The 25,374-nt window shown below is 45.9% G+C and carries 21 protein-coding genes and 2 pseudogenes; 9 read left to right on the top strand and 14 right to left on the bottom strand.

Going from position 1 to position 25,374, the window contains the following annotated elements:
* Nucleotides 1–134: 134 nt before the first annotated feature.
* From DFP97_RS22580 to DFP97_RS22605, 7 genes and pseudogenes are all read right to left on the bottom strand, one after another.
* Nucleotides 135–800, bottom strand: a complete 666-nt coding sequence (locus tag DFP97_RS22580) for a Rossmann-fold NAD(P)-binding domain-containing protein (RefSeq protein WP_114382600.1) — start codon at nt 798–800, stop codon at nt 135–137.
* Nucleotides 801–838: 38 nt separating this feature from the next.
* A complete protein-coding gene (locus DFP97_RS22585) occupies nt 839–1,576 on the bottom strand; it encodes an SDR family NAD(P)-dependent oxidoreductase (RefSeq protein WP_245976545.1) in 738 nt (245 codons plus the stop codon).
* A 224-nt stretch (nt 1,577–1,800) separates the two neighbouring features.
* On the bottom strand, nt 1,801–1,980 hold the full coding sequence (locus DFP97_RS32335) for an RICIN domain-containing protein (protein ID WP_114382603.1): 180 nt from the start codon (nt 1,978–1,980) through the stop codon (nt 1,801–1,803).
* A gap of 3 nt (nt 1,981–1,983) precedes the next feature.
* The gene (locus DFP97_RS32340) at nt 1,984–2,157 is read right to left on the bottom strand and encodes an RICIN domain-containing protein (protein ID WP_181873633.1); all 174 of its coding nucleotides are present in this window, start codon (nt 2,155–2,157) and stop codon (nt 1,984–1,986) included.
* Complete coding sequence (locus tag DFP97_RS31975) at nt 2,124–2,246, bottom strand: hypothetical protein (RefSeq protein ID WP_281271002.1); 123 nt, start codon at nt 2,244–2,246, stop codon at nt 2,124–2,126. Before DFP97_RS31975 ends, DFP97_RS32340 begins: the two co-directional genes overlap by 34 nt.
* 206 nt (nt 2,247–2,452) lie before the next feature.
* Complete coding sequence (locus tag DFP97_RS22600) at nt 2,453–3,922, bottom strand: DUF5605 domain-containing protein (protein WP_114382607.1); 1,470 nt, start codon at nt 3,920–3,922, stop codon at nt 2,453–2,455.
* A gap of 20 nt (nt 3,923–3,942) precedes the next feature.
* Nucleotides 3,943–4,380 (bottom strand): annotated as a pseudogene (locus tag DFP97_RS22605) (FGGY-family carbohydrate kinase); the annotation flags it as partial.
* 349 nt (nt 4,381–4,729) lie between these two features.
* Here DFP97_RS22605 and DFP97_RS22610 point away from each other — a divergent pair.
* On the top strand, nt 4,730–5,761 hold the full coding sequence (locus DFP97_RS22610) for a LacI family DNA-binding transcriptional regulator (RefSeq protein WP_114382609.1): 1,032 nt from the start codon (nt 4,730–4,732) through the stop codon (nt 5,759–5,761).
* A 197-nt stretch (nt 5,762–5,958) separates the two neighbouring features.
* Complete coding sequence (locus DFP97_RS22615) at nt 5,959–7,101, top strand: X2-like carbohydrate binding domain-containing protein (RefSeq protein ID WP_114382610.1); 1,143 nt, start codon at nt 5,959–5,961, stop codon at nt 7,099–7,101.
* A 232-nt stretch (nt 7,102–7,333) separates the two neighbouring features.
* Here DFP97_RS22615 and DFP97_RS22620 read toward each other — a convergent pair whose 3' ends face one another.
* A complete protein-coding gene (locus DFP97_RS22620) occupies nt 7,334–8,461 on the bottom strand; it encodes a glycoside hydrolase family 5 protein (protein ID WP_114382612.1) in 1,128 nt (375 codons plus the stop codon).
* 206 nt (nt 8,462–8,667) lie between these two features.
* On the opposite strand from DFP97_RS22620, the gene DFP97_RS22625 reads away from it, so the two are divergent.
* The 3 genes from DFP97_RS22625 to DFP97_RS22630 all read left to right on the top strand — a co-directional run bounded on the left by DFP97_RS22625 (nt 8,668) and on the right by DFP97_RS22630 (nt 10,235).
* A complete protein-coding gene (locus tag DFP97_RS22625) occupies nt 8,668–9,459 on the top strand; it encodes an AraC family transcriptional regulator (protein ID WP_114382613.1) in 792 nt (263 codons plus the stop codon).
* Complete coding sequence (locus DFP97_RS30890; RefSeq protein WP_181873634.1) at nt 9,456–9,608, top strand: hypothetical protein; 153 nt, start codon at nt 9,456–9,458, stop codon at nt 9,606–9,608. Before DFP97_RS22625 ends, DFP97_RS30890 begins: the two co-directional genes overlap by 4 nt.
* Before the next feature lie 285 nt (nt 9,609–9,893).
* Nucleotides 9,894–10,235 (top strand): HAD family hydrolase, encoded by a 342-nt coding sequence (locus DFP97_RS22630; RefSeq protein WP_245976547.1) that lies wholly within the window; start codon nt 9,894–9,896, stop codon nt 10,233–10,235.
* A gap of 256 nt (nt 10,236–10,491) precedes the next feature.
* Here DFP97_RS22630 and DFP97_RS22635 read toward each other — a convergent pair whose 3' ends face one another.
* Nucleotides 10,492–12,477 carry a beta-galactosidase gene (locus DFP97_RS22635; protein WP_245976548.1) on the bottom strand — a complete coding sequence of 662 codons (1,986 nt, stop codon included), beginning with the start codon at nt 12,475–12,477 and terminating at the stop codon, nt 10,492–10,494.
* A gap of 3 nt (nt 12,478–12,480) precedes the next feature.
* Here DFP97_RS22635 and DFP97_RS22640 point away from each other — a divergent pair, with 3 nt between their 5' ends.
* Nucleotides 12,481–13,479: a helix-turn-helix transcriptional regulator gene (locus DFP97_RS22640; protein WP_245976558.1), complete on the top strand. Its 999-nt coding sequence runs from the start codon at nt 12,481–12,483 to the stop codon at nt 13,477–13,479.
* Nucleotides 13,480–14,161: 682 nt separating this feature from the next.
* Here DFP97_RS22640 and DFP97_RS22650 read toward each other — a convergent pair.
* Both DFP97_RS22650 and DFP97_RS22660 read right to left on the bottom strand, forming a co-directional pair.
* On the bottom strand, nt 14,162–14,602 hold the full coding sequence (locus DFP97_RS22650; protein WP_114382619.1) for a hypothetical protein: 441 nt from the start codon (nt 14,600–14,602) through the stop codon (nt 14,162–14,164).
* 1,119 nt (nt 14,603–15,721) lie between these two features.
* Nucleotides 15,722–16,546, bottom strand: coding sequence for an AraC family transcriptional regulator (locus tag DFP97_RS22660; RefSeq protein ID WP_114382623.1), 825 nt, complete (start codon nt 16,544–16,546; stop codon nt 15,722–15,724).
* A gap of 123 nt (nt 16,547–16,669) precedes the next feature.
* On the opposite strand from DFP97_RS22660, the gene DFP97_RS22665 reads away from it, so the two are divergent.
* The 3 genes and pseudogenes from DFP97_RS22665 to DFP97_RS22675 form a co-directional block, all read left to right on the top strand.
* Entirely contained in the window at nt 16,670–18,484 is a 1,815-nt protein-coding gene (locus tag DFP97_RS22665; RefSeq protein ID WP_114382625.1) for an alpha-galactosidase, read from the top strand.
* A 7-nt stretch (nt 18,485–18,491) separates the two neighbouring features.
* Nucleotides 18,492–19,337, top strand: coding sequence for a rhodanese-like domain-containing protein (locus DFP97_RS22670; protein WP_114382626.1), 846 nt, complete (start codon nt 18,492–18,494; stop codon nt 19,335–19,337).
* A 103-nt stretch (nt 19,338–19,440) separates the two neighbouring features.
* A pseudogene (locus tag DFP97_RS22675) lies at nt 19,441–19,620 on the top strand (transposase); the annotation flags it as partial.
* 149 nt (nt 19,621–19,769) lie between these two features.
* On the opposite strand, the gene DFP97_RS22680 reads toward DFP97_RS22675, so the two are convergent.
* From DFP97_RS22680 to DFP97_RS30445, 3 genes are all read right to left on the bottom strand, one after another.
* Complete coding sequence (locus DFP97_RS22680; RefSeq protein WP_114382628.1) at nt 19,770–21,629, bottom strand: polysaccharide deacetylase family protein; 1,860 nt, start codon at nt 21,627–21,629, stop codon at nt 19,770–19,772.
* 362 nt (nt 21,630–21,991) lie between these two features.
* Nucleotides 21,992–24,736, bottom strand: coding sequence for an RICIN domain-containing protein (locus DFP97_RS22685; RefSeq protein WP_114382630.1), 2,745 nt, complete (start codon nt 24,734–24,736; stop codon nt 21,992–21,994).
* Nucleotides 24,737–24,777: 41 nt separating this feature from the next.
* Nucleotides 24,778–25,053, bottom strand: a complete 276-nt coding sequence (locus tag DFP97_RS30445; protein ID WP_147275085.1) for a hypothetical protein — start codon at nt 25,051–25,053, stop codon at nt 24,778–24,780.
* Between the last annotated feature and the right edge of the window lie 321 nt (nt 25,054–25,374).

Raw genomic sequence — 25,374 nt, forward strand, 5'->3', positions numbered from 1 at the left:
AAGAATTTCAGCCTGTCAATACGTGCCGCCTCATAATGATGAAAAGTACCCTCGATCCTTAACAGCCAGCTTCGAAAGAATATTCGCATGAAGGAATCCACTAGGTAGTGCCCATGCCGGACGCACCCAATCGTTTAGATAAGCATACTTATTTTTTTAATTTCCTGGCTTTCGATTAAAGGGTCAGAATACCCGTTGCTTGCTACGTGTATCATGGCTTTCCCCACTTGTTCTGATGTGATAACTCCGTTTAACTTCTTCAATAAGGGGTAAACTGGCTTCAGCGTATCGTAAACAAGTTGGTACAGCTTTGTTTTTGATTTCACATCATTCAGGGGAATGATCAGACCCGGTCGAAACATGTACGCAGCCTTGAAAGGAAGACGCAATAAATCATTCTCTGTCTTTCCTTTCACTCTTGCCCACATAGACCGTCCTTTTTCCGAACTGTCTGTCCCTCTTCCGGAAACATAAATAAACGTCATCTGTGGGTTCAGACCTGATAATTTTTTTGCGACAGATAGTGTAATGTCGTACGTTATTTTTGTATATTCCTCTTCCTTCATACCGGCAGAGGATACTCCCAGGCTGAAAAAACAAGCATCGAATCCTGTTATATCATGTTCTATTGACGACAAGTCAGCTACATTTTCAAGTTCGATTTGTTTTATTTTTTTATGCTCCGTGACCGCACGCTTTCTGCCGATTATAAGTATTTCCTGTACTTTGTCATCCAACAAACATTCTCGCAGCGCACTTTGACCGACCATGCCTGTAGCTCCAAAAATAATGACCTTCATAACATACACTCCAATAAAAAGTTTTCCACTCGATCCAACTACTTCGCAGTGAATCCGCCATCCATATTTAAAATTGTCCCGGTGGCAAAAGAAGCCTCATCCGAGCACAACCAAACAATGCCATCCGCAATTTCCTGCGGTCTGCCCATACGCATCATAGGATGCATTTGAACAATTATATCTTCATTATAGGTGCCTTGTTCAATTGATTTCGTAATAATATCCGTTTTAATCGCTCCGGGTGCTACCGCGTTTACACGAATATTTTCTGTCGCATATTCGAGGGCTGCAGACTTCGTCAAACCAACGACAGCATGTTTTGTTGCTGCATAAGGGCCTGCGTAAGGCATACCGTTAAGACCGGCAATTGATGCCAGATTGACAATGGATCCGCCTTCTCCCTGCTTTAACATTTGCTGAATTGCATGTTTCATGCAAAAGAAAATACCCATCACATTCGTTTGCAGCATCTGTTGAAAAAGATTTCCATCTGCGTGAGCAATTGGCAATGTTTCCAAGCTGACCCCGGCATTATTGACGAGAATGTTTAATTTACCGTAGTGGGAAATCGTTGTTTCAATCATTTCTTGTACTTCTTTTTCACTATTCACATCTGATTGCAGAAACAGTGCATCTCCGCCTTGCGCAACAATATCCCGTACGGCCTGATTTCCTAACTCATTGCGACGGCCGGTGATCACCACTTTCGCGCCCAGTTGAGCAAGCTTAAACGCAGACATCTGGAATTTCATGCCGTTGTTATCTTGAACAATCACAACGCGATGCCTAAGCTCATACTGGCATTGGGTTGTCCCGAAATAACAAGGTATATCACGTATGACTTGAAGCTTCCGCTTTGTGGGTTTTTAAGGAAAGGAATGCGGATTTACAGCGTTACGCTTTCTTTGGCACGGGTTACAAAAATACTACATCACAGAAACACAACCAAAAGACCTGCCAATGCATCAGCAGGTCTTTTAGCAACTTTTCCAGTATTCATTTAATGTTGTAATACATATTGCCAATCTAACACAACAAACATCCACTGCTGATTACTTGAACCGCTGTCTGAATTTTGAATGACTGAAGCTCCGTCATCCGTTGAAGAGCCGTTGACATCCAATGCCTTCGTGCTGTTTACATTAATAAGCTTATAACTTCCGTTGCCCAGATCGTTAATTTGCTACTTCTGATGATTCCCGCCGTTATTCGACCATTGATCTACAACAGCGCTATCTGCAGTTGAGGCGTCTTTTACTTCCAGCACCTTGCCGCTTTTAACACTATTTAAAAAATAATAACCGTCTGGCTTAAATCCAAGGTTTACCAGCCGTTCAGGATATAATTGGCCCCCCACCAGTTGTCGATAGCGGTCTTCTTCGCTGTCTTGCCCTGATAGGTTTCATCGGTTACCGTGTTGCCGTAGCCGTATGCATAATCACTCATCGAGAGATCCTTCAGCTTGTTCCAGTCCGCTCCTCCGGGGGCAGATATGGATTGGTTTAATCGCTGTCAGCAGCTGCAGCGGGAAGCGCTCACCTCAGCATAAGCGCTGCGGACATGTACAAGGAAATGATTTGTTTGGTGAAGCGAAGAGGCTTATTACTTTGTTTCAAAATGACTCGTCTATGCCAGAATATCTTGTCCATAGTTTATGCCTTGCGCAGCCTTACGGCCATATATTGCCAACCCGGGAGCTCAATACGAAACGAACCCTCAAACGTTCCGGGAAGCTCCTGAATCGTCATGTTCCACGTATCGATCACGTCGACGCGATACTGAACGCCCGGGTTCATATGGAAATGACGGAAGCTCGGCCTATTAAAGCCGAAGTAATAGAGATAATACTGCTCCGGAATACCCGCGCAGGGTAAGTCCCAGTCGGACTTCAACGGGTTCAGGCCTTCCGACAGTCCTTCCTCCAGAATGCACCTAAGGAAGCCGATCCGCTCGGGGCTGGTTCCGTGCAGCTTGCCGCCTTTCGACCACCACAGGATATCGTCGGGATGCAAATACGTTTCGCCGTGTCCGACATAGCCGCCGCGAATGGCACCCTCCCAGAAACGCCGAACCATCTCCTCGCCGGTAATATTGCCCCAGCCGTGGTCGATGTTGCCCTCATAAGCGCATTCGTCGATGACGATCGGCTTTCGGTACTGCTCGCGCCATTCGTTCGTATTCTCCGCCGTACGATAAATATCGACCCGCTGAATGCTGCAGTGGGTGACCCAAGGCCTGCTATGATCATAAAAGTCGTTGCAGTTATGGATCGAGAGCAAGTGGCGGTAAGGATCGTGGGAGTTTATGATCCCGGCGAAACGCTCCCAGTCCTCCGTCGTCTTGGCACGCATCAAATCATATTCGTTAGCGAGCGACCACCACACATTCCGGTAAGCGGACAGCCGGGCCGTAATATATTGCAAATAAAAGTCGTCCGCTTCTGCGGGCATCTCGGCGAAGCCCCATCGGTCATACGCATGGAACAAGATGAGATCGGCTTCGATGTCAAGCTGTCCTAGCTCTGCGATCTTCTGCTCAATATGCCGGAAGAATGTGGGGTTGAAGCGTGTAAAATCCCACCCCTCCCCCGGGGATCCTTCGTACGGATAATAGACAGGCTCATTCGTATTGAACTGATAAGACTTCGGGAATACGCACATCCGCATTTTATTGAACGGTCCGTTGCTCAGCGTATCAAGCGTCTGCTCCTCCAACTCATCGCCCTGATGCGTCCATGCATAACAGGTCGTGCCGACCGGAATATAGGGAGTGCCATCTTCGTAAGCAAAATGAAAGGTATGGCGCACCCGCACCGGTCCGTGGTTTTCCTTGCACGCCGGCGTACAAACAAACGTCCCCTCGATGCCGTCGAGCGACTCGGCGTTACTCGAGGTACGGTACGCCCAGACGCCCTCCGCGTGCGGCATAAACCGAAGCCTGTAGACGCCGTCGCCGTCATAGAAGCCCGTCACCCCCACCTGCTCCCCTCGGTCCGTATGGGTGAAATTCGCCTGCAAGGTGACATCGGCAAAAGGGTTTCCCTTGCGGGGGCCTTCGAGTCCGACCTCGAATATCCCCCATTTTTCGGCCTCTGCAGGCACCGATTGGATTGTCTTGATCATTATGTCCTTCCTCCTCTGATTCAAATATCTGCCTGCGACTGAGGTCCATACTGCAATACGGGGCTTACGGACTGACGCCAGCCTGCGTAAAGCTTCTCTCGCCGACCCGGCTCTATCTGCGGCATATAAGAACGATAGGGTCGAGCCTGCGCTGCGATCTCTTCTGCGATGACCAGAAGCCGATGGCTAGCGCGCCTAAGTAGACGGAACCCATGGCGGAAAGTTCGGTTACCTCCGATTTCACCACCTGCCGCTCCAGCATGTCGGCCTGGGAATAGCATCAACACCGCGTTATCGGATGCTCCGCCGTCGGCATGAAGCTCTTGGAGCAGAATACACGAATCACGGAGCATCAGCTCTACGGCGTCCCGTACTTGATAGGCGATGCTCTCCAGCGCAGCACGCGCGATATGCGCCTTCCCGCTGTCTCTATTCATGCCCAAAATCGCCGCACGAGCAAAAGGATCCCACTAGGGCGCGCCCATTCCTACGAAAGCAGGTACTAGGTATAAGCCCTATGTACATGGAACCATCCTAATTTTAGTTTTTTCACTAAAAAGAACTCCGCGCCACACTAAAAAATATTAGTAAATGACTAGCTCCGAGATGATGGTACCACTTAGAAATTTAGCCGTCAATACGTTGTTTAGCCTGTTGTTAATAAATATTTTGATTTAGCGGACTAAACTTTTAGTTTTTATATCTTTTAGTTTTTATATCTTTTTATACCCATTGCAATTATTCTCATGATTTTGTAAACTAAACTTACTAAACTAAAAGTTAATCAGAAGCGGAGATGCCAAAATAATGAATATCGAATATATCGCAAAAAAAGCCGGCGTATCCAAATCGGCTGTTTCCTTCGCGTTAAACGGAAAACCAGGCATCAGTCAGGAAACGAGAGAACGCATCCTGACGATCGCCAAGCAGTACGGCTACACACCGAAATTCAAAGCGGCTGCCGAGACTCAGAACAAATTGCTCACATTCCTCGTATTCGCCAATTCGGGTATCGTGCTCGAGCAATATTATCAGCAGCCCTTTTTCCGGGAACTCATTCAATACATTGAGGAACGATGCCGGTCACTCGGCTATGCGCTGATTTTCACGACTGTGGATATGGAGCACTATGAACGGGACATCCGTGCCGTGGCCGAGGAGAAACGAAGCAACGGCGTCATATTGCTGGGGACGAACCTCGGGGCCGCTCAACTGGCAGATATCGCCAAAATCATCGAGCCTCGGCTCGTCGTGCTCGATACGTACTTCGAGACGCTGCCGCTTCATTTTGTCGGGATCAACAACTTCATGGGGGCTTATCAGGCGGGAACGCATCTTTGCGAGCTAGGTCACGAGAGCTTTGGTTACATTGCGTCGAATGTAAGAATTCCGAATTTCGAGGAGCGCAGACGCGGGTTCCTAGAAGCGCTTAACGAGAACGGTCGCAGTATCGCCCCTGACAGTTTCTTCTCCGTATCGCCGACGATGCTGTCCTCGCAGGATGAGCTTAAGTCCCAAGTGAACGATTACATTCAGAGCGGCCGCACGCTGCCTTCCGCCCTGTTCTGCGAATGCGACTACATTGCAATCAGTGCCATGAAGACGTTAGCGGAGCTCGACATTCGCGTGCCGGAAGAGGTCTCAATCGTCGGCTTCGACAACATTACGGAGGCGATGATCATTTCGCCCGAGCTCACGACCATTCATGTAGAGAAGGAAAGAATGGCAGTGACCGCGGTTGATCTTCTAGTCGAGTCCATCGAGCAGGGCTTGGAGATCAAGAGCAAAGTCAAGGTCGACACGCTCCTCATCAATCGGAAATCGGTCACTTCTCGCTAACATCCAAAAAAACAGAGCACTCCTCCCTTCGCGGGCAGAGTGCTCTGTTCATTGGTCAGGCTATTCATATTCTTAATGCCGTATATTAGAGTTGCCGGATGAACATAAGTCTCTCCAAGGCCCATGTATCCGCCGCTTAAGAAACCTTCCAAGATAAGCTTTGTCAAAATGACGATCCGAGCCCGGCTCCGGCCGGTATGTCCGCAACCGTGCGCCAGCCGGCGCTCGAGCGTCACTCTGGCTGCTTGCTGGAAAATAATATTGTGCGGGGCACCGGCGGCGGCAACGCTACTCGACCGCTTGTACTGCCTACACTTTGGACCAATGCCAGTCAACAATATCTGGATTCCCTTAGCAGCACCATCGCCAGCCTGAACGATTCGAATATTATTACCACCATTCACTTCTATGGATTCTGGCCGTTCAGTGTAAACATTGCGGGCTACACCAAGTTTGAGACCAATACAATAAACGATATCACGACTTCCCTAGATGCTGTCTACAATACATTCGTTGCCAAAGGAATTCCGGTTGTCGTCGGCGAATACGGACTCCTCGGCTACGGCCAAGGCGCAATCGAGCTCGGCGAGATGCTCAAATTCTACGAGTATTACCTCCAGTATGCCAAATCGAAAAACGTAACCAGTATGCTGTGGGACGACGGCGGGCAATTCAACCGCAGGACCTACCAGTGGGTTTATCCGGAGGTACACAATATCATCATGCAAAGCTTGACGAGCCGTTCGTCCACCGCAGACACGGACCTGATCTTCCTGAAGAGCGGCGCAACTGTTTCTGATGCATCCCTTGCGCTGAACTTGAACGGCAACAGCTTCGTCTCGCTTAAAAATGGCACGGCCACATTGAGATCCGGCAGAGACTATACGCTGAGCGGCAGCACCTTGACCGTCAAGGCAAGCTATCTCTCCAAGTTCGCTTCAGGCGCGCTGGGCGAGAAAGCGGTATTGACCGCCACCTTCAACTCGGGCGCCGCCTGGAAGATCCATGTGCGCTACTATAATACGCCGGTACAGCAAAATGCATCGGGCACCACCAGCGGCTTTGATATTCCCACAGCCTTTAACGGCGATCAGCTAGCCACGATGGAAGCCGTGTACGCTGCAGGCGGCAACGCCGGTCCGCAAAACTGGACTTCCTACAAGGAATTTGGTTGGTGCTTCAAACCCGACTATACTAACAATAAAATCACGTTGACCTCTAATTTCTTCAATGAAACGACTGACGGAACGGTGATCCTGACGTTCCACTTCTGGAGCGGGCAAACCGTCAAGTACACGATTGTAAAAAGCGGCACGAGCGTCACAGGCACTGCCCAGTAATATGGCAAGGCGTTCCGGCGGGGGATTTGCGTTCCCGTTGGAACGCTTTTTTACTGCTAAGGAATGTTTAGGTTCTTACAGCGTAAAGCAAAAAGAAGATCATTCCTTACGAGGCCAAGAAACCACCGATAAGCTTGAACAAGCGTCTCACGGCGGGGTTCACCATGTATTCAGTGGAGCACTTTCCAGTAATCCAACAAAACCGCCACATCATGTGACGGTTTTGTTAATTCTATCGTTTAATAGCCATAAGCTGCTCATGCAGCACCTTATCATACATTTCGTATGTATATCGGTTGTAAATTACATTTGTAACATCCCATAAAACCGGGGTAATTCCTCGGGAATATGCGGCCTTGGCCACCGACGTAAGATAGAGCCGTATCATTTCTGGCGTCTTATTTTTTGTAGCTACACCAAACTCCCCCATGATAACGGGGATGCCTTTGTCGATGAAATGTGTTTTCGCCTTATCCATAAGTTTGTTTAGCTCGACGAAGTCTTCATCCGTTCCCCATTCCGCACGCGCTTTTCCCCAGCTCACATCCTCATCTATGATGGCGAATGTTGGAGGCGTGTAATAATGGATCGATACCGCACAGCGATTTTGGGGGTCGTTTGGCATCTTATACAGTTTATCAACGGTCCTCTCGATGTCCGTTGTATAGCCGGCAATCAACAGGTGGCGTCGCTTATTGTTGCCTCCGGAACCACGCACAATATCTACAAATGTCTGATTGATCTCATTCAGCAGCGTATAAGCTTTTTCTTTGTTGGTATCATCGGTACCGTAGACATTCCATAAATCAGGCCATACACCTTCCTCATTGAAAGACTCGAGCATCAGATGATCGTCATAGTTTTTAAACGAATCCGCTACCTGCGTCCATATGCGTGTATATTTGGACATGGATTCTTCTTTTTCTGTCGGAAATTTCTCAAACAAGCTGTCCGAGTGAATATTCAGAATAAAATACATACCGCTACCCAGCGCCCAATCCACAACTTCTTTTACCCGGGCCATATAATCAGGATTGATCGTGTAATCCTCGCCCATCATATTGGACCACGTTACGGGAATTCGAAGGACGCCAAAGCCTTCGTTTGCATAACCTTTAATCATTTCTTCCGTAATAATGGGACTTCCCCAGGCAGTTTCATAACTTGTAACACTGTTGCCACTTATCCAGTCGCCTCTGGATTCAAACGTGTTGCCCAAATTAATGCCGATTCCCATTTCTTTGACAAGCTCCATTGTTGTGATCTCTCGCATTGGCGCGCCTTTTTCATCCTTGGAACAAGCCGCCAACATTGAAAGCGCTGTAATTAATAGGATGATTAAGATCGTTTTCTTTTTCATTTGTACTCTCTCTTTCGAATCTTTTTTAAAAATTATAATATACGTCGTTAGTAAGCCCGATAGCTAAACGCGCATGATATGATATCTTTTTCTGCAAATATATGAATTCAAAGTACCTATCATTGTTGCTTTTGACTAACTTCGTCATAGCGGAACGTGCAAATCGATGTTATGCTAAATATATAGTATGAAAGGAAGCAGTTTTCATGGAATTACACGTGATCGGATATAATCATTCCCATGACAAAACCTTTGCGATCGATCGCCCAAACGGCATTGGCAGCAGTTGGATTCTATTATTAATCAAAACGCCTGCAGTCTTTATGCAAAACGGTAAAGAAGTGATCACGAAGGAAAATTCCTTTATTCTGTATACCAGCGATGCTTCCCAGCATTATCGTACATATGGTGATAAGTACGTGGACGACTGGTTCTATTTCAGTGTAGACGACGATGATAAGGAATTTATCGGCAAACTTAATATCCCCTATAACACGGTTACGTGGTTAGGGGATATTTCTGAGATATCGTCAATTGTACAGAAAATGACTTATGAATTTTATACGGCGGGTCCTCACAGTATAGATGCTATCAAGCATTATTTGAATATTTTCTTTATTAAGCTCAGCCGCAAACTTCATATGGGGCTTCACTTTCCTTCGGTAAAGGCTTCTGCAAAATATGATTGTATGATTAACGTTCGCATCCGTATTCGCAGCAACCCTGTGTCAACCCCCTCTGTAAAAGAGTTGGCTAATGAACTATCCATGAGCTTGTCGAGTTTCCAGCACACCTACAAAAAAATGTTCGGCGTCAATGTTATGACCGACATTATTCATAGCCGCCTTCAGTATGCAAAAGCCGTGCTGGTAACAACAGATTTAACGCTGGACTCGATTGCTGCGCAAAGCGGATACAGCAATGCCTTCCATCTTATGAGACAATTTAAAGAGAAATTCGGGCTTACACCAACAGAATACAGGAAGCAGCACAAATGAACCCCGTCAATTCGACGGGGCTTTGGTTTGATCCGATCCTGATCAATAATCCAAATTGGATTCAGCACCAAGCAACTGATTACTCGCCCGGCTGGGCCAATTCAGCGATTTCCGAAGGCGAAAGCCCAGTGATCTGCGCGATCGAGTAGAGGCGACCAGGTTCGGCAATCGGGACATATTCTTGACACAAGACTTTGACAAGAATATGTTCCGATAAAATAAAAAAACCGCGATGTACGCGGAAATTAATCGGTATATATTCTTGTCAACCGACACATTTGGATATAACGAATCTCTTTGCCATCAACAATAGCAACGAAAATTTCGGTGTCAGTATCGCGGATTAACGGGCAGTTTAATGCAATGAACTACAGACGGTCGCAATCTATTTGTGATTGTAATTGTATGATGCGGAAATCTAAGATGTTTAGAGCATGACTTATGCCGTTCACTCCAAGACATGGAGATTTACCTATGAGTTCCACTTGAGCGGACCGTACGCACCTTTACTTCAAGCTTCGGGAACGACTGCAAAACGTGCGGATTTTCAACTTATTCATGAAAAGCGCCAGATTAGACAATTCATGGAATTCGTCCTTGTTCGCGAAGACTACGAGCGCACCAAGCCACACCCGGAACCATACTTGACCGGCCTAATGCGCTTCGGAGCTACCAAAGAAGAGACCCTGGTTGTAGAGGATTCAAACAGAGGGTTGAACTCAGCCGTGGCGGCTGGTATCGACTGTGCTATTGTCCATAACGACTTCATAAAGTAGTTGCAATTCTTTTCCGTGTTAATATGCAACTGCTGGGGATCTTCGTGATAAGTATTATTTAAACCCGCATAAAGCATAATTGCTCACCTCATAAGTATTTGGGGAATTTATTGATTCAACATCCCTTCAGGCATTTTCACAAGGCGTCCGGGATCCACTTCTTAATGAAAATGGACTGTTCTCCCCACATGAGAAGATAGAGAACAGTCCATTTCCTTAGTCAAAAATGCTTAATTAAACCCTTCATTCAATAAAGCTATGCGTTTTTATATGGAAGTACCACGATTTCGATTGCATATGGATCCATCGTTAAGGCCTGGTCAATATTTCTATCGTCGAAGAGACTTCGGTATGTCCGGTCAAGCTGCACTGTCTGTTGCTTACGCGTAAGGTTCATTAGGAACAGATATCGCGTTGACTCATTCGCACGAATTGAAATTTGAACACCTTCTGGTAATCCAGGGAAATTGTGCAGGCCAGATTGCTCTGCTGCATCTCGGATGAAGTCTACATAGAAGTCTTCCTCCGGAAACGTTCCCAGATAGAAAACTTTACCCTTACCCAATGTATGAACGGTTGCAGCGGTCTGACCGGTGAAGAAATCGTCTTCATACCATGCTATCGGTTCCGCACTTTGAGGTGTTAAAATGTCGCACCATTGACTGCAGGAATAAGACTTGTTCTGCCAGCGAATAGTATGAGCATCTCTTCCAATCGGATCATACTCCGCTACAGTGACCCCTGCAGCATCGGAAAGCGGTCCGGGCAAAGGACGAATCCAACATACATTATTTTCATTCTTCACACCGGTACGAGGCATCAATACAAGCGTGGCCCCATTCTTGACGCATTCCTCCAAATGAGACGCAAGATCTGGGTCGAGCAAGAAGAGCGAAGGAGCCACAATGAGCTTATATCCGCTTAAGTCTTCTTTCTCGCTCAGTACATCTGTCATGATGCCTAGTTTAGTGAAGGCGCGATGAATCGTTTTTATATTATCAAAATAATCCATTCCTTCTACTTGAGGCTGCATCTGAAACGCGTTAAATTGATCGTGCGAATGAAGGATGACCGCTTCACTCTGCACTTCCGTCCCTTCCATGAGCGGAGCAAGCTTCCGAACTTCATTGCACAGCTCACGGTATTCATCAAACCTTCTGCCAGGCACATTACTGTGATCAATCAGCCCATGCCAGAATTGTTCTGCTCCCGACGGAGCGCTTCGCCACCGGAAGTGGACCAAAGTATCAGCGCCACGAGCGATGCATTGCCAAGCAAAGGCTCGGATAAATCCAGGATGTGGTGTACGCCACATAGGCATCCAGCAGCCTGGGGGACCGCTAATTGTCTCCATGATCCAGAAATTCTGCCGTTTGATTCCGCGCGTCAAATCCAAGGTCAATGCCCCGCTATAGCCACTCGTAACAGCCTTTTCAGGACTCGTGCTCGGATAGTAATCAAGGGAAACAAAGTCTAGTTTCTCGCAAAGCTTATAGTAATCCAAGCTCATCGGATAACTCCAAATGTTATGGGTAACGAAATGGTTCGGGCAATGCTCCTTCAAGATGTTCAATTGCAGCTGTTGGAATTCAACCACAGAATCGGTCTCGAAACGTTTGTAATCTAGTAGATAAGATGGATTCTTATGTCTAGTACCTCCAAGCGGTGTAGTGATTTGTGAGTAATCGCTATATTCCCCGCTCCATACCACTGTACCCCAAACCGAGTTGATTGATTCAATCGAACCATACTTATCCTGCAGCCACGTCCGGAACCGCAAATTGCAATGCTCGCAATTACACTCGTGCAATCCGAACTCATTATCAATTTGCCATCCTACGACAGCTGGATTATTAGCATAATGAAGTGCAAGCTTCTCCACGATTAATTCTGAGTAATGTCTCATCGATGGGCTGTTAAAACATCGGTGCCCCCGAACTCCCGGATAGTGCGGATGTAGCTGAGCGTCTAACGGCAGTACGTCCGGATACTCTTTAACCAGCCAATTTGGCGGTGTGCAGGTCGGCGTTCCAATGACCACTTGGATACCATGTCTTGCAAACGTAACGATTGCATCATCAAGCCAAGCGAAATCGTAACAACCTTCTGTCGGCTCTAATCTAGACCAAGCGAATTCAGCAACACGAATCAGGCTGACGCCTGTATCTTGCATGAGCTTCGCATCTTCCTCCCACATGGAGCGATCCCAATGCTCCGGATAGTAATCCATTCCCATTCTCATCTGATGTTTCTCCATTTCTTATATCATTTTTTTGCTTGCAATTCATTCAACAAACTAATTATATTATTTATATTAAAAGCATTAAATCATATTTTTTTGCTAGACATATCACAATTTTGCTTTTTTGGAGTGAGATCATTGCGAATAAACCACTTTGTTCCAAACCCACGATTTGAACGCTATCTCTGTTACCCAGAATCATATGGCCACTACGCAAACGAGCCAGAACATTACGAGAACCGGCCTAATGGACTCACCACATACAACTGGCATATCGTTCGGGCTGGTAAGGGATATGTTCGGATCGGAGAGGAAACCATGGAACTGCACAGCGGTACCGGTTTTCTTTACGGCCCCGGGGTTCCACAGCAATACTACGCTGACAGCATCCAGCCATGGGATATCAGATGGGTTCATTTTACGGCTCGCGGTTTGGGTACACTCCTGCAAGGACGTGGGGAGCGAGAGCCTTGGCTCTTCTCGTGGGCAGGAGTCGAACGGCTTGACCAGCTGTGGTCAGAATTGTTAGATTACAACATGCCTCCGATGCAAGAAGGAGCAGCGCGATTATCTGCCATTACTTATGAAATGATCGCTCTAATCGTCCAGCATGCAGAGGCTATTGAAGGCATTCCTAAACCTGGGATGCGGGACAGGCTGACTGAGACAGCGGAGTGGATAGACTCACACTGTCGTGAGCCACTCACGCTTGAACAGATGGCTTCACAAGCGAGCTGCAGTCCTTCGCATTTTAGCAGACAGTTTCACAGCTTAATTGGGAAGACTCCGATTGAGTATTTAACGGAATGCCGTATTCTTCAATCCAAAACCCTACTGGTATCGTCAAACATGACCATAAAGAACATTGCTGAGCTTGTCGGTTTTGCAAATAGTACCTACTTCATTCAGCGGTTTCGAAAGTTAGAGGGGATGACTCCGGAACAATTCAGAATACTACGAGGTGCCGGAAATAATAATAACTTAACTAACAAGACCGAGTAGCTACTAAGCTCCTCGGTCTTGTTTCTTTTACTTCATGTCCGGTCGTTGCTACTATACACCGTTTGTTTCGTTTCGATAGACTAAATAATTGCGCTGATTCCGGCTTCGGCAGATAAACGGATAATAAACCGGAGGCAGAGTTCCACTTCCATTCACAAATTCCTGCCTTAGGATAACCAAGCGAGACATCCAATTCGCTGTAGATGGCCGCCGCCGGACCTCAGCCTCCACACTGCCAAGAACGAACGATCCCCCGTTTTTAAGCCATAAGTAATCCAGCTATCCTGTTGAGTTGGTAAGCCATGCGGCCAGAAAGGCAATGCACGCGGGATGTAATCTCGAATTTCTTATAGTAGTCAAGAGCTTCCTTCACCAGCTTGAAACGATCCTTGCTTACTTAACATGGCATAGTCAATGCGCATCCCGCCGCTGCCACAATTTTCAATGACTAATTAGCTTATCCGTAAGTACCTGGAATCAGGGATTATGGAAAACGGTCTAGTCAAGCCAAGCAACGAAGGGACACCGCAAGGGGGGCCGCTGAGTCCGCATATTGTATAACTTTACCATTAATTAAGCCATAGTTAGAACACAATTTTACAAGTATACTGCCCGTTTAGCTCAACGAGGCTGCAGTTCTTTCCGCTAGCCTCGTTTTGATAATTGATAAGCTATAGTTACCCTAATGCTCTACGTTTGCAAATAATATTTTAGTTACTGGGTGATAAAATAACATTAAGTGCCCCATGTCCTCAAAAATTAGAATATCGTCTCTTCCACGTTCCATGTTAACAACCCTAATTTCTTTATCCGACTCAATAGAGCAAATAAAACGCATCGGTTCATTAGTAATAGGACACTTCGGAACATGTGGAAATTGATACCATAAAGGTACTCCACACAATAAGGCGTCTCGGTTATTATATTTAGAAACATCTAATACATTTGTAATCTTGAAATTGACTTGAGAATACTCAATTAGGATGCCTTCATCTTTAGATTCATACCAATCATTTGGATTTGTTAAATTTTCGATGTGTTGCGGTTTGGATGGATTGCTGTAATCAAGATAAACTCCACCATAACATTCATTTACAGGGAAAACGACGTGTAGCTTCTCCATATTAAGCCAGTTAAAATAAGGGTCTGTTCAATCTAATGTTCCTATGTATTGAAACATGGTGGTCAATTCAGGGTGCTCTGGAAGAAATAATTCTTGGGGAATAGAACCGCCAATTCGATGAGCTCCTTTAGGATCTTTCTCCATTAAGAATACCTTATGATCCGTCCAATCACTGATGGGCAAATTCAAATTTTCCCAAATTTTTAATCCTTATATAGTATTAACATCCTGCCAGTTTGCGTAACGAAGGGCTGCCACCAGCAGTCCATTCGGTGTTCAACTATGTTTCTATTAGTTGAGCAACCACCAGCAAATATATATTCTAATCTTCAGACTTTAAATAAATAATCAAGCTAATGAAAGCTATAATAATACACGGTAAATAAAAATAATGGGCAGATTCTTTGGATAACCCCCACCAAATCTGGTCTCCACTAGTTATTTGTGCGGTTAGACCGATAAAGAATATTGCCAATAGAATACTAGTCACCATAAGAAAAACACTGAATTTCCGCATTATCTCCCACCTTATCATTTATTTCAACCTGATGTAGACGCATCTGTTGTAGATAATCTGCCAGTTTGCGTAACGAAAGGCTACCACGCGGCAGCCCTTTCGGTGTTCAACTATCGTGCCCGTCCCTCGGTACCTTTCGTGAAAATACCCAACTGATAGAATGACGTTTTCCTGAATATTCGAAACCATATTTAGATAATCTAGGAACTACAATCTTTTTTTAAACCTAACAACGTTGAAATGTCAAACACCGCCATTATTTATAATGTCTTATGCTATTATCGGAGCCGATTCCGTCCCTGTCCTTATTTTAATTCCTTGGTATTGTCAAAAGAGAAATTATCTGGTTTTTTCTTATTTCATACATATATCATTCCAGGATCTGATTGATAGGTATTTTGGACAACTAATTCCTTTTAACCGCTTCCCTTCAATTTTATGTTTCTTGGAAAAACCAAAAAACCGACATTAGTAATTAAACCAACGTCTGCTTTGTCTTTGTACCATTGCACGGCGTCTTGGTCGAGATTTCCATATTCTAAATACTGGAAGAAAGCGTAATGCCCGGTGCCTGTAATGTCACGTTACTTAAGAAAAGGATTTCATTCATAGTTATTTATGGACTGTTGAAAGATATCTTGTTCTCTCCATTGTGTAGGAGTCATATTAAAGTGTTTTTTAAACAGCTTCGAAAATTCCATCTGATTGTCATATCCGACACTATTGGCAACTTCTTTAATGGTCATACTGCTTTTTTTGAGTGATTGTGAAGCCATCTCCATTTTAAGAGAAATGATAAACTGCTGTGTGCTTATGCCGCAAATGCTTTTGAAGATACGTGCCAGATGACTGCGGTCTATGTTCAAAAAATGTGCAATTTCAGAAACGGATATCCTTTTGTGAACATTGCTTCTTATATATTTTTTTGCATAAGAGACATATGTTTCTGCTGTATTCTCATCTTTCTTTAATAATTTCCCCTTCGTAAGTGCCGCGATAAATGGCCAAAAATGGCTCATGATTGTTTCGTAGTCAGACCAGCCTAAGTCTATTATATTCTTAAGTGCGTTTCCAACGCCATTATCATCATTAATAACATGGTTTTCGTGTGAGAAGCCTGTCACAGTCAAAAGCTTTTCCGAAAAGCTGCCGTCAAACTCAATCCAGCGATACAGCCAGGGCTCATTGTCATCTGCCTTATAATATGCAGTTTGTTTCGGATAGATCAGAAAAAACTGTCCTGCATGTACTTTATAAGCTTTTTTATTAATATGCAATTCGCCTTGCCCGCTGTAAATGTAATGGATTAAATAGAAGTTACGCACTGCAGGTCCAAAGGAATATCCGTTATCACACTGCTGTTCACCGTATTGCATTGGATAAATATCAGATGAGATTAAAGGGCTTTTTGCATAATATAGTTTCATTGAAATCAGCTCCCGAAGCTAATATATCACATTTCCCCATAATCACTCGATAAAAACATATTTATTAACACATTTATTTGTCTTATCATAACAATGAAAATGCAAGTTTAAGGAGGATTTCTTATGGACAAAGTATCGGCTAGAGCTACATCAAGGATTGCGCCGGACGAGATCACGGATCCTGACTATATGTTTCCGGCTTTCTCAAACGGCAAGGTGCTTTTAGATAAAAAGCAGGGACGCCTCCCTTCCATGGGCTGGAATAGTTGGAACGCTTTTGGCAGTAAGAACAACGAGGCACTTACAAAGGCCATGGCAGACGCAATTGTTGATTTGGGACTTGCGGATCTGGGATACAAGTATGTAGTGCTCGATGACGGCTGCTATAAGTCCGAACGCGTAAACGGATTGCTTTCAAATGAAACGATTAAATTTCCAAGCGGCTTTAAGGCATTATCCGATTACATCCACAGCAAGGGACTTAAATTCGGTATGTACAACGATATAGGAACACATCTTTGTGCAGGCTCTGCGGTAGGCACTTGCGGCTATGAGGATGTCGACACGAGGTCTTATATGGACTGGGGGGTTGACTTTATAAAGGTTGATAACTGCTACTACCTTTGGGACAATGCAACGTTCTCAGACTCAACTAACTCAAAATATTCCTATGCCCCGAATATCAGAAGCATAACGGTTACGGGTGAAGAACTGAAGATAACATTAAATGCTGTTAAGGACGGTGTGCTTTTAGGCCAGGGCGCATCAAAAAACAGTGGCGACTATGTGACAAATATCGGTACATTCGACGGAACAAACGTGGGTACAACACCTGTGGGCGATCGCTGGGGCGAGCTTGAGTTTACTGTGAACGCACCGGCTAGCGGAAAATACGCCATAACCATAAATTACGCAAGCGGTGAGGAGGATGGCACTGGACGCTGGCTTCAGCTTGCAGTAGGAAACGCAGATAATGAAACTCGATATTTTGATAATATGCTTCCTCTTACTGAAAGTACAGATGCTTTTGCAGATTCAGAAGAAATAACGGTATCCTTAAATGAGGGAGACAATATCATACGTCTAATGAACCACAGAAGGCAGGAAAATACCCTTAATTCATATGCGGCTTTGCTCGAAGGCTTGAACAAGGCTGACCCTGACCATGATATTGTATTCTCAATCTGTGAATGGGGTAAAACACAGCCGCATAACTGGGGATATAAGGTTGGAGACTCATGGCGTATTCTTAATGATATAACCTTCTGTGTCGGCTCTGATGGTAATCCGGGCTCCGCCGAATGGAGTTCAAACAATACCGCAAGTATAACTTCGCAGTACAGCAAGGCGGTTATTATGGACGAGTTTACCGGACTTGACAAGGGGTGGAACGATCCCGATATGCTTGTAATCGGTATGAACGAAATCACCAATACCATGAGTAAAACTCATATGACGATGTGGTGTATGATGAATTCTCCGATTATGCTTGGAATGGATTTAAGACGGGTTGCAAAGGGTGACGAGCTATGGATGATTATTGCGAACAAAGATGTAATCGCATTGAATCAGGATACCCTTGGCATTCAGGCAAAAAGAATTTACTGCTCTATCGATAATACCAATCCCGATACGGCCTATATTGCTAATAACAACCGTGTTGATATTCTTGTAAAACCTCTTGCGAACGGAGATATTGCAATATCCTTTATAAATCTCAGCGACTCAAGAGAGACGAAGGAGCATTCCGTTGATGTAAGCCGCATTATCGATTATATTGGGCATAAAATAATTGATGCTGAAAAATTTAAAAATGCCGCAAGCTATTCCCTTAAGGATTTATGGACAGGTGAGGTTACAACGAACATTTCAAGGACCTTCTCTGTTACAGGCATTGACGCCTATGACAATGTTACCATAAGAGTTACTCCTGTTTAATACGCTGATGATGAATATTGATAATCATTGGGCAAAAGCATATATTTTAAAACTTATAGAACGTGGCATTATTCCAGGGATGAATGGCGGCTTATTTCATCCCGAAGATAATGTTACTACTGAACAGTTTGTGACAATGGTAATTAGAAGTAGTAAAGGTAATATAGAGCCAACGCGTGGCTTTTGGTCATCAGGGTATATGGATTACGCGTTGTATAAGGGAATAATAGAGGACTATGATATAACAAACATAAGCAAACCCATTGAGCGCCGTTCCGCTGCAAGAATCGTTCATGAGGCGCTTTTAACAGAATTCGGAGAAAGAGATGAGTACGAATGGTCGACGGCAGAAAATCTTAGGGACTTATATTCCTGCCATACCTGCGTTATGCATATAGCGCAGATGTATGTTAAAGGTATAATGCTCGCGCGTGACCATAACCTGTTCGACGCTGCGGGCAGCTTAACTCATGCGGAAGCAGCAGCAGTTGTTGCAAGAATGCTTAATAGGGAGCAGCGTATTCCCCAGACTGGGGGCAGAAAATTTCAAAGCAAAAATCTGTCCCCCGATGAAGCTTGGGAGCTGATGTTAAATGATCCTACTGCAATGCTTGTTGATGTGCGGACTATCGAGGATTATAAAACAGGGCATATACAAGAAAGCATTTGTATACCGTTACATGATATATCAATTAATCCGTTCTCGGTATGTGTGAGAAAGGATACTCCAATAATCCTTTACTGCCAAAAGGGGTATAAGAGTTCTGCAGCGGCACAAGACCTTATAGAAGCAGGCTATAGTAGAGTCTACACGATTCCAGGTATAGAGCAGTATCCGTATCATTTAATATAGGAGAATGGCTGCTTCCGTGGTCGTCGTCGCTGCCGCTAACCTATCGAGATTTAAACAAGAATAACATCCATCGTAGTAGCCCCCATCTTGATGACAAAGGCTACTGAAGAAAATCTCATTTGCGTTCAGCCCTTATACGGCACTATACGACCTTATTGTGCCAAAGGATAACGTGCTGCGCCAGATTTACGAGCTGGTGGACTTCTCCTTCGTCTACGACGTATTGAAAGCAAACTATTGTCTAGACAATGGCCGCAACGCTATCGACCCCTTGCGAATGTTTAGTCTTAAGATGCAAGAAAATAGAATCCACCCCTCCAAACTATAAATTTGGAGGGGGATTTGAGTTACTGACATTGCCTTCGATAATACCGGCATTTTAACGATTGAGAACATTTCGCATTTCCGGTTATAGTCAGCTGTTTCCTGGATCTATGTGCGAGAGAACTGGACGTTATTAATGTAGAACGTAGCTGGATTGGTAACACTGGTAAACGTGATTGTTTTCCATTTCGTAAAATCGACCCCAGTCATACTGGCTAAATTAATAGAAACATGTTGCCAGGATGCATTGGAAGGAGTTTGTATGGTTGTGGAATAACCATTAGTCCCATCGCTAACATACATGGAAAAAACTTCGCCTCCAGCTCCTCCCTTCACCCAAAAATCTAAAGTATTGTAAGCAGATACGTCATGTGCGGCCCAATCATTCGTATAAAAAGCCCCGTTCCAGCCGCTTCCTGAGTAGACATATTTCTGGGAAACGACACCGGTATTTCCGGGTACAACTGTAGCGTCAGTACTTACAGTTAGATTGTTAGAATTGCTATAATTTACAGCATATGGCTTACGCTTCAATTCAAGTGACTTGGCCCCAAAGGAGATCGTATAATTGCCACCTGTATCAGGTTGAATTACTTGACCATTTTGTAAAACCTGGTAACCATCCCCATTCTTTAGCTTCACCTTTAGATTGATATTATTGGGGAAGTAGGCTGGAACGTTCCAAGTATAACTCGTTCCAGTTGAAGTCGCATTTGGTGTAAGACCTTCTATTATTTTCTGCGCTCTCCAGTAGCCGCTTACCGTTCCGTAAGGAGCTATCCAGATGCTAGATCTATTGGTATCCAAATAGTTAACCAATAAATTAAACTGATCCAGTGGCAAGTCAGCATCACCCACATGATGTGCCGAAATTACTGTCCAGGCACGTTGGCTTATTGCATTATCTATCCAACTCTTGTAGTGAGTATTGAAACTTCCACCTGACCATGTAAACTGGGAAGAGATATTCATCCAATCAGGGGTGTCTGATGATTTCATATAGTAAGTTCCGTTACCCCAACCCCCTCTTGCTGAAATGTGCGTATCTTTCAGGTATTTGACGAGATATGGATCATTATTCGTGTAAGGATAGGCATAAGATACAACTGTTGTGTTCAGCGCTTGTGCTATCTCCGTTTGAGCTGCGACTGTTTCATCATAGCCTAAAGTATCGTTAAAAGTCCTTTGATAGGGTTGGGATGGATTGGCACTTGGTTCATAGTGATGTTTGGAATGGTTTCCAATTTCATGGCCAGCCAAGGGGAGCTTTTTCCAATCATCTACTCGGCTACCCGTTATTGCAGTTTCCGTTATATAAAACGTAGCCTTCATACCTTTTGCATCTAAAGCCGGGACCGCATAATCAAGCTGCGAATCATATCCGTCATCAAAGGTAAGAGATACTGCTGATTGTGCTCCATTCCAAGGCACGACTGTTACTTGTGGCCCAGTGTAGTGATCTACATATGAGAACTCAACGTTATTAATATAGAACGTAGTATTAACAGCACTTGTATTACAAGTAAATGTAATTGTGTTCCACTTTGTAAAATCAACCCCGGTCATAGCAGAAAAATCAATGGAGACGTGCTTCCAAGATGCATCGGAAGGAGTTTGTATGTTTGCGGAATAACCATTAGTCCCATCGCTAACATTTATGGAAAGAGCTTCGCCGCCAGCTCCTCCTTTTACCCAAAAATCTAAAGTATTGTAATTAGATACATCATGTGTGCCCCAATCCGTGTAAAATGCCCCGTTCCAGCCACTTCCTGAAACGACAAATTTCTGGGAGGCAACACCGGTGCTTCCAGGTACAACGGTGGAATCACTACTTGTTGATAGATTATTACTACCACTGTAATTCACAACATATGGGGCTGATGGTGCTGCTAATGCAGTCTGAGACACAATCGGTAATTGAGATAAAAGAATTAAGGCAGTTATGAATATTGAAAAAAAAATTTTCATTTGATGTCATTCCTTTCGTGTGCTGTAGTATACGTATTGAACTTATATCCAGTCATACTAGCAAGCAAAGCCATGATCAGCCCCTCCTACCGAATGACTCATAAAAACGGTTTTGTTCGGCGGCTGCTTTCCACTCATCCAAGCGGAATTCCCCCCTCTTATGGTTTTGTTGTCTCGACAACAACAATTTCCATTTCGAGTGACTGATCGCCTTTCGGTTTCGTATCGTTTTGAAGCTGACGCAATGTCCAATTTGGCTAGCAATACCGATGACACCTTCCAGTTGATTTCCGCCGAAATAAATAGAAGGACCTTGTCAGCCAAAAATTAGGCCGACAGAGGCCTTCGCTAGCCGAACACCGTTACTTACGGATCAACTGCCACTTTTGCGCAGAACCGCCGGTATCGGTCCAAATCTGCACGTTGGTCCCGTCCGCCGTACCGGCTCCATTAACGTCCAACGCCTTCCCGCTATTCGAATCGATCAGCTTGAACGTGCCGTCGGCGTTTGCGATGATTTTCCACTTCTGATTCGCCCCGCCCAAGTATGTCCACTGCTGCACGTTAGTTCCGTTGGCGGTGCCGACACCGCTGACGTCCAGCGCTTTGCCGCTGTGTACAGCGATCAATCGGTACGTGTTGTCGCCGTTATCCGTAATCGTCCACTGTTGATTCGTTCCGCCGTTGTTCGCCCAGATATGCACATTCGCGCCGTCTGCGGTGCTATTAGCAGCTATATCCAGCGCTTTGCCGCTGTTCGGATTGATCAGAGTATACGTAGCGCCCGAAATGATTGGATTGCTCACCGTCGTGTCGCCATACAGGATGCCGCGTCCGTTTGTCCCGACATAGACGCGTCCGTATAGGTTCGGATCGCCTGTAATGGAAACCCCGGCTCGGCCGTATTGATGGTTGTTGTCGTTGATTCGCACCCACGTTGCGCCGCTGTCGATCGAGCGGAAGAAGCCTCTTACACCATCGATCTGAGCCGAAACATAGATCGCGGGATAACTCTGTCCAGGCGCCGCTTTTCCGAAGCCGACGCCATCGGCTTCCTGCACATTGGACAGCTTCGTGAACGATGCGCCCGAGTTCGTGGAGTGCCATAAGCCGTAGACGCCGCTATTGTCGCTGCCGCCTGCAAGCCAGATATCCCCTTCAACGCCCGGCAGCGCTTTGAAGTTAAGCGCGCCTTCGGCTGGAAGGCCGGTTGCGACCGTTTGCGTGAACGTAGCGCCTCCGTCCGTGCTTACATAGAACTTCCCTGCTGATACCGCATAAAATTTGTTCGGGTTCACGCGATCCGCCGCTACCTTGGCGCCGTTGGGAACGACCGTGCTCTTGGTCCAGGAGCTTCCGTTCGTCTTGGAATAGTATACGCCGACATCCGATGTGCTCCATACGAGAGAGCTGTTATTGGCCGCAACCGCGATCATGCCGCCGCCATTCGTTCCGGTCGGCTCCGAGCTCGGGCTGGACCAGTTCACGCCGCCGTCGGTCGACAGCGCAATCGACTTGGCGTTGCTGTTTGCGGAATGATTGGCAAAGCCTACGCGTGCAATAAAGCTGTTGTTCAATTGGGCAAAATCCAGGCTTGACGTGCTGTCCGGATTTTTCAGTATTTTCGCCGGAGCGGCTGTCAGGTCGCTGTGGCGGTAGCCCGATACGTCGCCGAGAGCGCTAATAAGAGGAGCGCCGGACCCTGGGCTGATCAGGTCGATAACGGCCGTTTCTTCGATATTTTTGGCCATGACGGAAATAGTGAATGTCCCGCCGTTATCCCAGTTCGTGAGATTGTTCGTGCCGTAAAGCGTAGCGCCCGTGCCGTACATCATGCGATTGGAGTTGAACGGATCAATCTCCAGATCGCCGATCATCCATCCGAGCTTCGGCGACGTTTCAGGCAGCGTAGCCGTAACCCCCCAATCCAGCCACGGCGCAGCCGAGATATCCATCGTATACTTATTGACGCGGTTCGGATAGCCGCCGTTGTAATCCCAGGCTCTCGACCAGGTTGCGCCACTGTCCTTGCTGCGGTAGATGATCGCATCCGGATACCATGAATTAAGCGTCGCTACCATAACCGTACCCGGATTTTGGGCATCGACGGCCAGACCGCCGTAACCGAACGAGTTATCCGGGCTGCTGGACGGAACCGGGCTAATGTTCGTCCAGACGCCTGTCGCCGTATTAAACCTCCAAAGATCACCCTTGGTGCCATCATACGGCCCAATGCCGTTGCTATAGGATATATACATGTTGCCGTCGGATGCCAGAACGCCATGATGCGGCAGGTAGCCGGTAGGCTGCCCGGGCACGGCCGACCATGTTACGCCGCCGTCCGTACTGCGATAGACGCTGTTTCCGGTATCGGCCACCCCGACATAGATGGTTTGGGTTGCGTTGCCGGCTGTCCCGGTTCTCGAATCGAACGTGATCCAAGCCAGCCCCATGATATCGCCTTGGTAGTCGTGGCCCGGCACTTGAATATATGTTCCTGTATTCGTAAAGGAAGTCACTTTATTCCACGTTACGCCGTAGTCCGTGCTTTTCCACAATCCGTTGCCGCTGCGGGCGCCGAAGAAGAGGATGCTGTTTTTGTTAGGGTCGATCGCCAAACGTTCGCCCATCGAACGTCCCGGCATGTTGCCGCCGACCTTGAACGGCAGCTGCGTTTCCTGCCAGGTATTCCCTTTGTCAGTTGACCGCATGATATAACCGTTGCTGGTTTCCCAGCCGTTGGTGTATGTGCCGGCCGCGATATAAAGCCGGTTCGGTTCGACCGGATCTGTAGCGAGAGCGTCTACGCCCGTTTTGCCCCAATCGTCCCAGCCGACATGGTCAATCAGCGGAATCCAGCTTGAATCGGTCTGGTTCCACCGGTAAACGCCGCCGATATCTGTCCGGGCGTAGATCAGGTTTTGTTCCGTTGAATTAAAAATAATTCCGGATATGAAGCCGCCGCCCGCACCCGTATTGACACTTTTCCATGTATATGCCTCGCTGCTTGCCGCTTCAGCCGTGGGGTTTGTCCCGGCAAAAGCAGAGCCGATACAAATAACTGCAAGAAGCATTATCCACATCCTCTTAAAAAGTCTTTGGTTCATATAGGAACCTCCTCGGTTTTAGTTGGATTTAAAATAAATTATTACCCATCACTCCGCTGTGCCAATCCCCCCTTCTTCCTTCGTAATAACGGCAAGTATGCGCTTTCATAAAGGCTTGCGATTTCACTGGCCGATATCCGACTGTACAGCTGTTGCTGCGCTTCCGATCGAATCCGCTGAGAATGCCTTGCCGGGAATCGTGTTAACGAAGGGCCCGTGCTTACCGTCAAATCGGCGGTCGTCATCAGAAGTGAAGCGGACTTACATAAGGGAATGATTTGTTTGGTGAATCCACGCGACTTTTTCCTTGTTTTCATCAAGCTAGTATCCTTCTTTTCTTCTTGCGCTTATGCCATTTGCCCTTGTTCAAAGCCGATCTCTATGAAAACGTTTTCAATTTTCGATAACCACTCCTCCTAATCTCGCGTGTTTCCTTACATAAATACTTTAACAACAGGTTGAATAGTGAACCTTGATTTTTTGGACATCGTTTAGCACGATTTAGTCTGGTTAAAATTGGATTTGTCTCAGTGAAGACGAAAAAGGTACCAAGGCTTCGTAAGGAAGCGACCCGGTACCTTGTTGTTATCTAGCTTTTTCTAATCATTGGGAACTCCGACCAGGCTCCTTATTACGTG

This window comes from Paenibacillus prosopidis, from assembly GCF_003337375.1.
Taxonomy (GTDB): Bacteria; Bacillota; Bacilli; order Paenibacillales; family Paenibacillaceae; genus Pristimantibacillus; species Pristimantibacillus prosopidis.